Here is an 8,072-nt window from a genome sequence, read left to right as displayed (position 1 = left end):
GTACGCGATAGGGACAGAATACACTGTGATGAACATGGTATCGTTAAGAGCGGGATACTTGATGAAAGCGATAAGTCTTCTAAAATCCGAGTCAAACACTAATACTCCGTCACTCACAAGTTCGCAGTCGTTAGAGATGGATACTGGACTATCAGCCGGGCTTGGCTTCAAACTCTACAACTACCAGTTCGACTACTCATTTGTCCCGTACTCAGACTTAGGCAATACACACAGGTTTAGTTTAAGCGCAAGGTTTTGAGAATAACAAAATAAGGTTTAGGAAAAAGCAAGGAAAGGGGAAGCAAAAATGGTGACGAAAGTAAGTAGAAAGTTTTCTTGGTTGAACGTACTGGTAATGGGGATAATGTTTTTATTCGTAACTACGACATTTGCCGGAGTACCTAATACGATGGTGTATCAAGGCACACTGTCTCAAAACGATACGCCGGTGAACGGTACAAAAACCATGAAGTTCCGGCTGTGGACAGAGAAAACCAGCGGGACTAATGTTTGGGAAGAAACCCAACCATCTGTAAACATTAATAACGGGATATTCAACATATTGTTAGGCGCGGTCAATCCGCTATCCTCAACATTGTTCGACGGTACTACGCGGTATATCGAGGCAATAGTAGTTGACGGTAGCGACTTGTCTTTTGGCCGGCAGGAGATCGTGACGGTAGGATACGCGTATAAATCTGTTACTGCGGAGAAATCGGACGGCAATTTTATTGTTGCCGGTAATCTCGGGGTGGGAACTACGAACCCAGGGAAAGCTTTGGACGTAGTAGGCGAAGTGAGAAGTATAGTTGGCAGTACAGAGTTTTACATGGTACCCAAAGGCGCGATAATTATGTGGTCAGGTTCTACGGCAGACATTCCATCGAGCTGGGCATTATGTGACGGTGCTGGTAGTAGGCCAGATTTGAGGGATAGGTTTGTGTTAGGCATAAACACTGGTGAGACCCCGGGCCTTACCGGAGGGACGACGTATTTTACATTAACTTCAGTAAACCAACTCCCAGCGCATAATCATACCGCTACAACGAGTACTGATGGCCTCCACGGGCATACTGTATCAGAAGCAACAACATCGGGACTGGGTCGTGACGTATTCACAGACGCATCGATCACGAGCGACGGCGGGTCGTATGCTTGGCGTACAGGTAGCGAACCGTTGATTCATACAAACGGTAATCATTCTCATACAGTAACAGTTAATAATACTGGCACAAGCGCGCCGGTAAACTTTATACCGAAGTATTACAAGATTGCGTTTATTATTAAATTGTAGTTGTGTTTAACTAAAAAGAAAAAGGGCACTTGCCATGACGGATGCAAGGGAATTGTATAATTTAATTATGAGTAATGGCATTGGAGATATTATGAAAGTCTCCCAAATATGTAATTTTATTTCAAAAACAATATTTTTATTTGGATTAATTATGCTATTCGTTTCTTCCTTTGGTTTTGCGGAAGTGAATAATTCATTAGCCTTTAATGTTATAGGATTACTTAAAGGAAATATTAATGCGAGTTATGAATTGGGGCTGAATAATAAATCTAGTTTGAAAGCCGGTGTAACCTATTTTGGGTCGAAACGCAGTGACTGGGAAGTGTCTCTTAATGGAGCAAGCTTGGGATATAACATATATCTCGACGGTAAGAGATTACAAGGATTTTTTTTGGGACCCGTAGTAGGCGTTTCTATTCTGTCAGCAAAATATACATATTTTAGCTATGAATATAATGGAAACTACAAAGATACAGTGATTGAACAATATTCTTATGTGCAGAAGACGGTAAACGGGAACTTGGTTTTCTTAACTGTAGCTGGTAATCTTGGATATAAATGGATTTTTGGCGGATTTACCTTAGTGTTAAACATTGGGACAGGATATTCAGGAAATTCATTGACGCTTGCTGGTGAAAATGTTCCTTTCGTAGGAGATAGTTTGACAGATGCCAGCATAAATATTGGCTGGTCGTTTTAACTAAGGAAATAATATGGTAAATTTTATAATAACTTTATTAGCATGTTTTCTATTGTTCCCACAATCTATCTGTCATGCCAGTGATGCAAAGTATTCTATTAAAGCAGAAAGCTGGATATTACCAAGTATAAATAGCAGTATTGATTCATTGACGTTTGATTATGTCTTCCCTGAAAATAAATTTGTACGTCCTAGAATTGTAGTAGACAACTTAAATGTCCCGTTGTTTATATATCAGAAAAGCCAACAAATAAATATTTGTAGTGTAAAAGGTGTACTTGATACCAATTATGGTAGTGTTGGATTAGGGTTGGTAACAGATACGTATTCAAGTGGATTGGAATTGTATGGCATCATTGGTAAGTATGACTCGAGTAACCTGGTGGTTGATATCAGCTACATCTTTAGTAATTACACTTATAGTTATGATTATCAGGAAAATAATGTTTACAATGTTCAAAATATGTTACTAGAGGAAAATACGGTTTATGGTAACAATGGGATCAGAAATATTCAAATTATATGGAATCTTTTGTTAAACGCAGTTGAATTAGAATTGTCTTTGAAAGGATTTGTGGGTGACGATTGGATAGCGGGATTCGTACGGGATAGTGGTGAAAGAACAAATTTTGAGTGGACTGAATATAACAGAGTACTATGGTTGTTAAACACAAAAATGAGCTTTAAAATAAACACACAATTGACTTTGTTGTCTGATATTGGATTAACAGCGATAGCATCAGTAAAATATCCTCAATATGAAATATTTAAAACAGGGCTTTATGATGATGACTTCAAATATGGATTAAGATACGAGTATCACAAAAGTTCTATTTTCAAGCATTTTGATTTGGGGTTTAAATATAGTATGAACAACAACACAAGCATTGTTTTTAAATTAGGGACACAGACAACTTGGACAAACGATACTTATTATTTAACATCATCATTAGGAATAATTTATAAATGGGAGGCATTTAAGTGAAAAAAGTGTTTGTATTTCTTATTAGCTGTTACACCTTATTATTAGTATCAGAATGTAATGCTACAATTATATGGAACGCTAAAATACCAGGGGAAGAAGCTGTAGAATATCGTTGGTTACGGAATGTGCCTACTTTTGATGAACATGAAGTATTTGCATATAATAATGAATCATTTTTTAATAATTTTGCTTTCCTTATAGGATATGGCGGAACAGATTATCCACTATCCGGAGATAGGTCATCAACTTTACATGGGTATTCCAGAAAAACAATAGATAATGTACATAGTGTGGATTTATTAATTAATATTGTTGCAGGTATAGTCAATCCAGTGACTTACAATTCAAACAATTTATGGGATTTGAGCTTAAGAGTCAATTGGTGGGCTATTTTTGGTACGGCTGTACATTATGTAGTGTCTATCTCTGAAATAGACGATGTCAAGCCAATAGTTAATATAATAAGCAACGAATATCATAATGATGGTAAGTATTATGAAATAGATTATGGAGTGAGAGAGGGATGTATTCATCAACATGAAAATTATTGTGATCAAAATGATACCGGTACGGGAGTGTTCAGAGTTCTTCTAATCGGTAAAAAAACAGGAGATCAGTACTATAAAATCCTTAGCTTTAAAGATTATAGCGGAAATGTGGATTCATATCAAAACCCAATTCATTCATATACAACAGGGGGATTCGCATTTGTACCTTCGCCCGGAGAAGAATATGTGTTTGATGTAATTGCGGTAGATTATGCACTTAATATGTCGGGAGATTATGTCGTTGGATTTGATGACTATAACTACATTAGTTGGGTTTTTGATAAAACAGTCAACCAGCCTGTACATAAAAGTATTGAAATAGCAAAACTCAGAGCTTTAAGCCCCCCTGCAGGATCAGTTCTTAATTATAGCCTTCCGACTTTTTCTTGGACTGAAGGAAGTTTTAATGGTTCTGAGTTATGTGGTTATGAATTTATGTTATCTACATCAGAAGCTGTCACTACAATTACTACCAAAATATCAATAAAAGCCAAAGGAGATTATTCTCAAGGTTGGCCCAAAATGCAATTATACATTGATAGCAGTAATGACGTAAAATATTTTGTAAGGGAGTGGGAAGTTAATAGTAGTGAGTGGAATATATACGAGACTACAATACCAGTACGTAACTGCGAAAGAAATCTACACGTGGTATTTTCGAATGATTTTTCTGATGAGACAACCGATAGGAACTTATATGTTGATTGGATCAAAGTTGGGGATAATTATATACAAGCAGAAAGTACAAGCGTTGTTTATGATAAAGGGGATTTGCCTAATGGACCGTTTGACGGTTCAGGTGAAATAACTGGGCAAGAAGATATGTATTGGGAAGGTAGTTTGAAAACCACAATAACTACTAGTGTACTTCCTGAATATACAATTAATGCTCCATTAAGTGATGGACTATACTTTTGGTATGTTAGAGATTTTTCAGTTCAGGGAACTTCATCATCTTGGCGAATATCAAACTTTATTATTGACACAACACCTCCGGAATCAAATTTTACTGATCCTCAAAGTGGAATGTACTGTGCAAATATTGCTACACTCAGTTGGACTGGTACGGATGTGACAACTTCAACAACTAGTTACCATCTGCAATATAAAATTAATGAGGGTAATTGGCAAGAATGGTTAATTAATAATTCAACATGGACACTTGATGAATCTGCTCAATTTGATATGGTCGAAATGAACTTGGTTGATGGGACAAGTGTATACTTTCGTGTCCGTGCACAAGACGAAGGAGGCAATTTAGAGGAATGGACATCTGGAGGGGATACTTTCATTATAGTTGACAACACGCCACCTTCAACTCCGACATTGTCTTTACCGATATATAATGGATATGAGAACACCAAGTACCCCCTATTTGACTGGACAGATGTAACAGACGCTTCAGGAGTGACTTATGAACTACAGTATACAACAGGTACTGTTTTTCCAGAGTTAGGTGTTCTTACTGTCCAATCCCAAGTTGATTACTGGGATTTATTTTTGATAGGTCAACCGGGATTAGACGATGGCTCATATTTTTGGCATGTTCGCGCTGTGGATGGAGCGGGGAATAAAAGTTCATGGTCAAGTCTTTGGGTATTTAATATAGATACTGTATACCCTGAACTGTCAACATCTTACAATGTTACTCGTAAAGATGGTAAGTGGATTGATGGAACACAGTGGACAAACACGCAAACACCGTTAATAAGAGTCACGGCACAAGACACGTATAGCGGGTTGAAACAAAACACTGCCGGGTATTTGTATACCACCAATAGCGGTACTAACTGGTTCCCTGTTACCGACGGGTTTGAATACTGGACGAATGAGTCTCTGCAATACAACTGGCGCAACTATGACGATGCTGGATTGGCAGAAGTCAATCCGATGGAAGTACACGATGGCAATCTCGCGTGTAGTTTACCCTGCAACTTTAGTGGTCAATATAGTAAAGCACGATGGGAACACGTATTCCCATCGGTAGATTTTACAGAAGAACCAGAATTAAGTTTTTGGTTATATCTTCCTGCAGAAGCTAATAATGTTGTGAGTTCCATGACGGTATCATTAAAGAGCGGTAATGGGTGGTACTACAAAACAATTCCCATTACTTCCCCAACGTTTGAGTCTGGGTGGAAAGAAATCGTTGTGCTTAAAGAGCAATTTGGTCAAACTCCCCTTACTCCCCAGGGATGGAATCAAATAACCGCGCTAAAATTTGAATTTATGGAGTTATCCGCTCAAGATGTAACTCTTGTGATAGACAAAATAACTCCAGCATTATTAGCAGTAAGCAGCGCAACAAGTACTGGACCTAATGGAAGCGTACAAGAGGAAACAATTACTGCAGGTTCAATACCGTTCTATACAGAAACAATCGGTACTGAAACACAAAACCAAGTTCGTGTAATGGTCAGTGACCGTGGCGGTAACTGGATTTCCGAGACTTACACAATAAAAATAGATACCTACGATGCTATTTTCCCGGAGAGTTCAAATATGTTTTACATCAAAAACACTCTCGATGAATGGATTGAGGGTACAGGATATACCGACAAGCCTACACCTGAATGTAAAATAACGATACAGGACGTAGGGTCTGGATTGGATATAACAAAAGTAGGATATAAATACAGTACCGACGGCGGAACTACATGGCTCTTACCATCACAATTGCTGGAGTTTTCACAAGAGAACTTCTGGGAGAATCATCTGTATGGTAACTCTAGTTTTTCAGTGATAGAAAACACTTTGACAATCACTGCACAACAAGGAGTTTACGCGCATGTATCCTGTCCTAACGATAGAGACAATATATGGGCTGAATGCGCGATTAAAAGTGGGAACTCGTCGGGAGTGAGTTGGGCCCCCGGGTTGACACTTTACTGGTCAACAAGTACTTGGGCAAGAGTAAGTTTGCAAGAAGACGGATATATTCATGCCGGTGCACGACAAATAAACTTTGTTAGCACCCCTGCATCGGTAAATTTAAGTTATTGGTATTATGTTAGAATAAAACTTACTCCGGAAAATATTATTTTTGAATATCGTCAGGATGATCCGTCATCACAGTGGACACAAATTACGAGTTTGACCCGAAGCGGTATATATCAAGGTGCGCCATCGGATATTATTTTAGGTAAAGGTTATGAAACTGACCCAACGTATCCCAATATGCATCTTGATAATATCTCAGAAACACTGGGGAACAACGGAACATCGTACATAAAAGATGTGCGGATACATTCACCTGAACTTGGCGCTGTTTGTTCTGGTAATTTAGGTACCACAGATGAACAGACTTTAATTACGGAACCAATTGTGTTTAACCAGTCTTCAGAAACGCAAAACAAAATTAAGTTTGTAATCCGTGATGTCGCTGGTAATGTAAGCGAGAGTACTGCGTTTATTGTACCGATTATTACAATACCAACTCCTCCGAGTAACTTTCAAGCAATAGCAGTATCTTCATTACAAATATCAATATCATGGACAGATAATTCCAACACCGAAACCGGGTTTAAACTTGAACGTTCAACGGACATGGGAAGTATTTATACGCTGCTTTCAACATTAGCGACAAACACAACCAGTTATATTGATCAAGGGTTAGACATTGAGACGACGTATTATTACCGAGTGAAAGCATATAACATTGCCGGAGATTCTGAGTATTCAAACACTACCTATGCAGTTACACTACCGTCAATTCCTACAGCTCCGGATAGCTTGCAAGCGGTATCGATTTCATCTACCCGAATAAACCTGACCTGGACGGACAACTCTAACAACGAATCGGGGTTCAAGATAGAACGTAAAACGTCCGACGGCGAGTATTCGCAAGTAGCAACCGTTAACACTGATATCACAAGTTATAACGACGACGGCTTAACCGCGGGAACCACGTACTTATATCATGTGAAAGCGTATAACATCTCTGGAGATTCGCTATTCTCAAACGAATCCAGTGCGGTAACCTCGACGATCCCACAGGAAACGCATTTTACGTATGTTGCGTATATCTTGGAAAACGCGTATGCCGGCAATACAAGCGTGTGTACTACCGCAGGTACTTACAGCTTGACTGCTACTGGCGGTAGTTATCTTGGTACAAGTGCCACAGCGGGAACTTATGCGTTGTTGTCTGGTAACTATTCCAAACACAAAGTTAACGATATGTACTGGTCTAACCACGAGATCGGTACGGTTACTAACGAATGGGTTAACAAGGATACAGAAGTACATACCACAACACCCACGTGCCGTGTGCAAGTACAAGACATCTATTATGGACTTGATGTTAACTCAGTGGGATATACATACAGCACAAACGGCGGGGATACGTGGTTAGGATTGTTAAACGGATTTGACTACACCGACGATACTGCTGCGCAAAGCGACTGGCCGCCTTCGGAAGACGCTGGGAACGTGGTGGTGAGCACTTCGAGTTATCAGGAAGGGAATAAAGCGTTAAAACTACCATGCAACTTCTCGATGGCCGGTTCCACCCAAGCGTGCTGGACAACGTTGTATTCTTCAGCC

Annotated in this window: 5 protein-coding genes; all 5 read left to right on the top strand. The window is 39.1% G+C overall.

Annotated features, from left to right (window positions below; translation table 11 throughout):
• On the top strand, positions 1–259 hold a 259-nt coding region (locus WC955_12520), incomplete at its 5' end, for a hypothetical protein (protein ID MFA5859878.1).
• Between the two features lie 48 nt (positions 260–307).
• Positions 308–1,294 carry a hypothetical protein gene (locus WC955_12515; GenBank protein ID MFA5859877.1) on the top strand — a complete coding sequence of 329 codons (987 nt, stop codon included), beginning with the start codon at positions 308–310 and terminating at the stop codon, positions 1,292–1,294.
• Between the two features lie 34 nt (positions 1,295–1,328).
• The gene (locus WC955_12510) at positions 1,329–1,994 is read left to right on the top strand and encodes a hypothetical protein (protein MFA5859876.1); all 666 of its coding nucleotides are present in this window, start codon (positions 1,329–1,331) and stop codon (positions 1,992–1,994) included.
• A gap of 13 nt (positions 1,995–2,007) precedes the next feature.
• Positions 2,008–2,979, top strand: a complete 972-nt coding sequence (locus WC955_12505) for a hypothetical protein (protein ID MFA5859875.1) — start codon at positions 2,008–2,010, stop codon at positions 2,977–2,979.
• The coding region (locus WC955_12500) for a fibronectin type III domain-containing protein (GenBank protein MFA5859874.1) at positions 2,976–8,072 on the top strand (5,097 nt) is incomplete at its 3' end. The genes WC955_12505 and WC955_12500, both read left to right, overlap by 4 nt.

The organism is Elusimicrobiota bacterium (assembly GCA_041658405.1).
In the GTDB taxonomy this organism is placed as follows: Bacteria; Elusimicrobiota; UBA5214; order JBBAAG01; family JBBAAG01; genus JBBAAG01.
The sequence above is the reverse complement of the archived record's forward strand: the minus strand, read 5'-3'. Positions and strand labels throughout refer to the sequence as shown.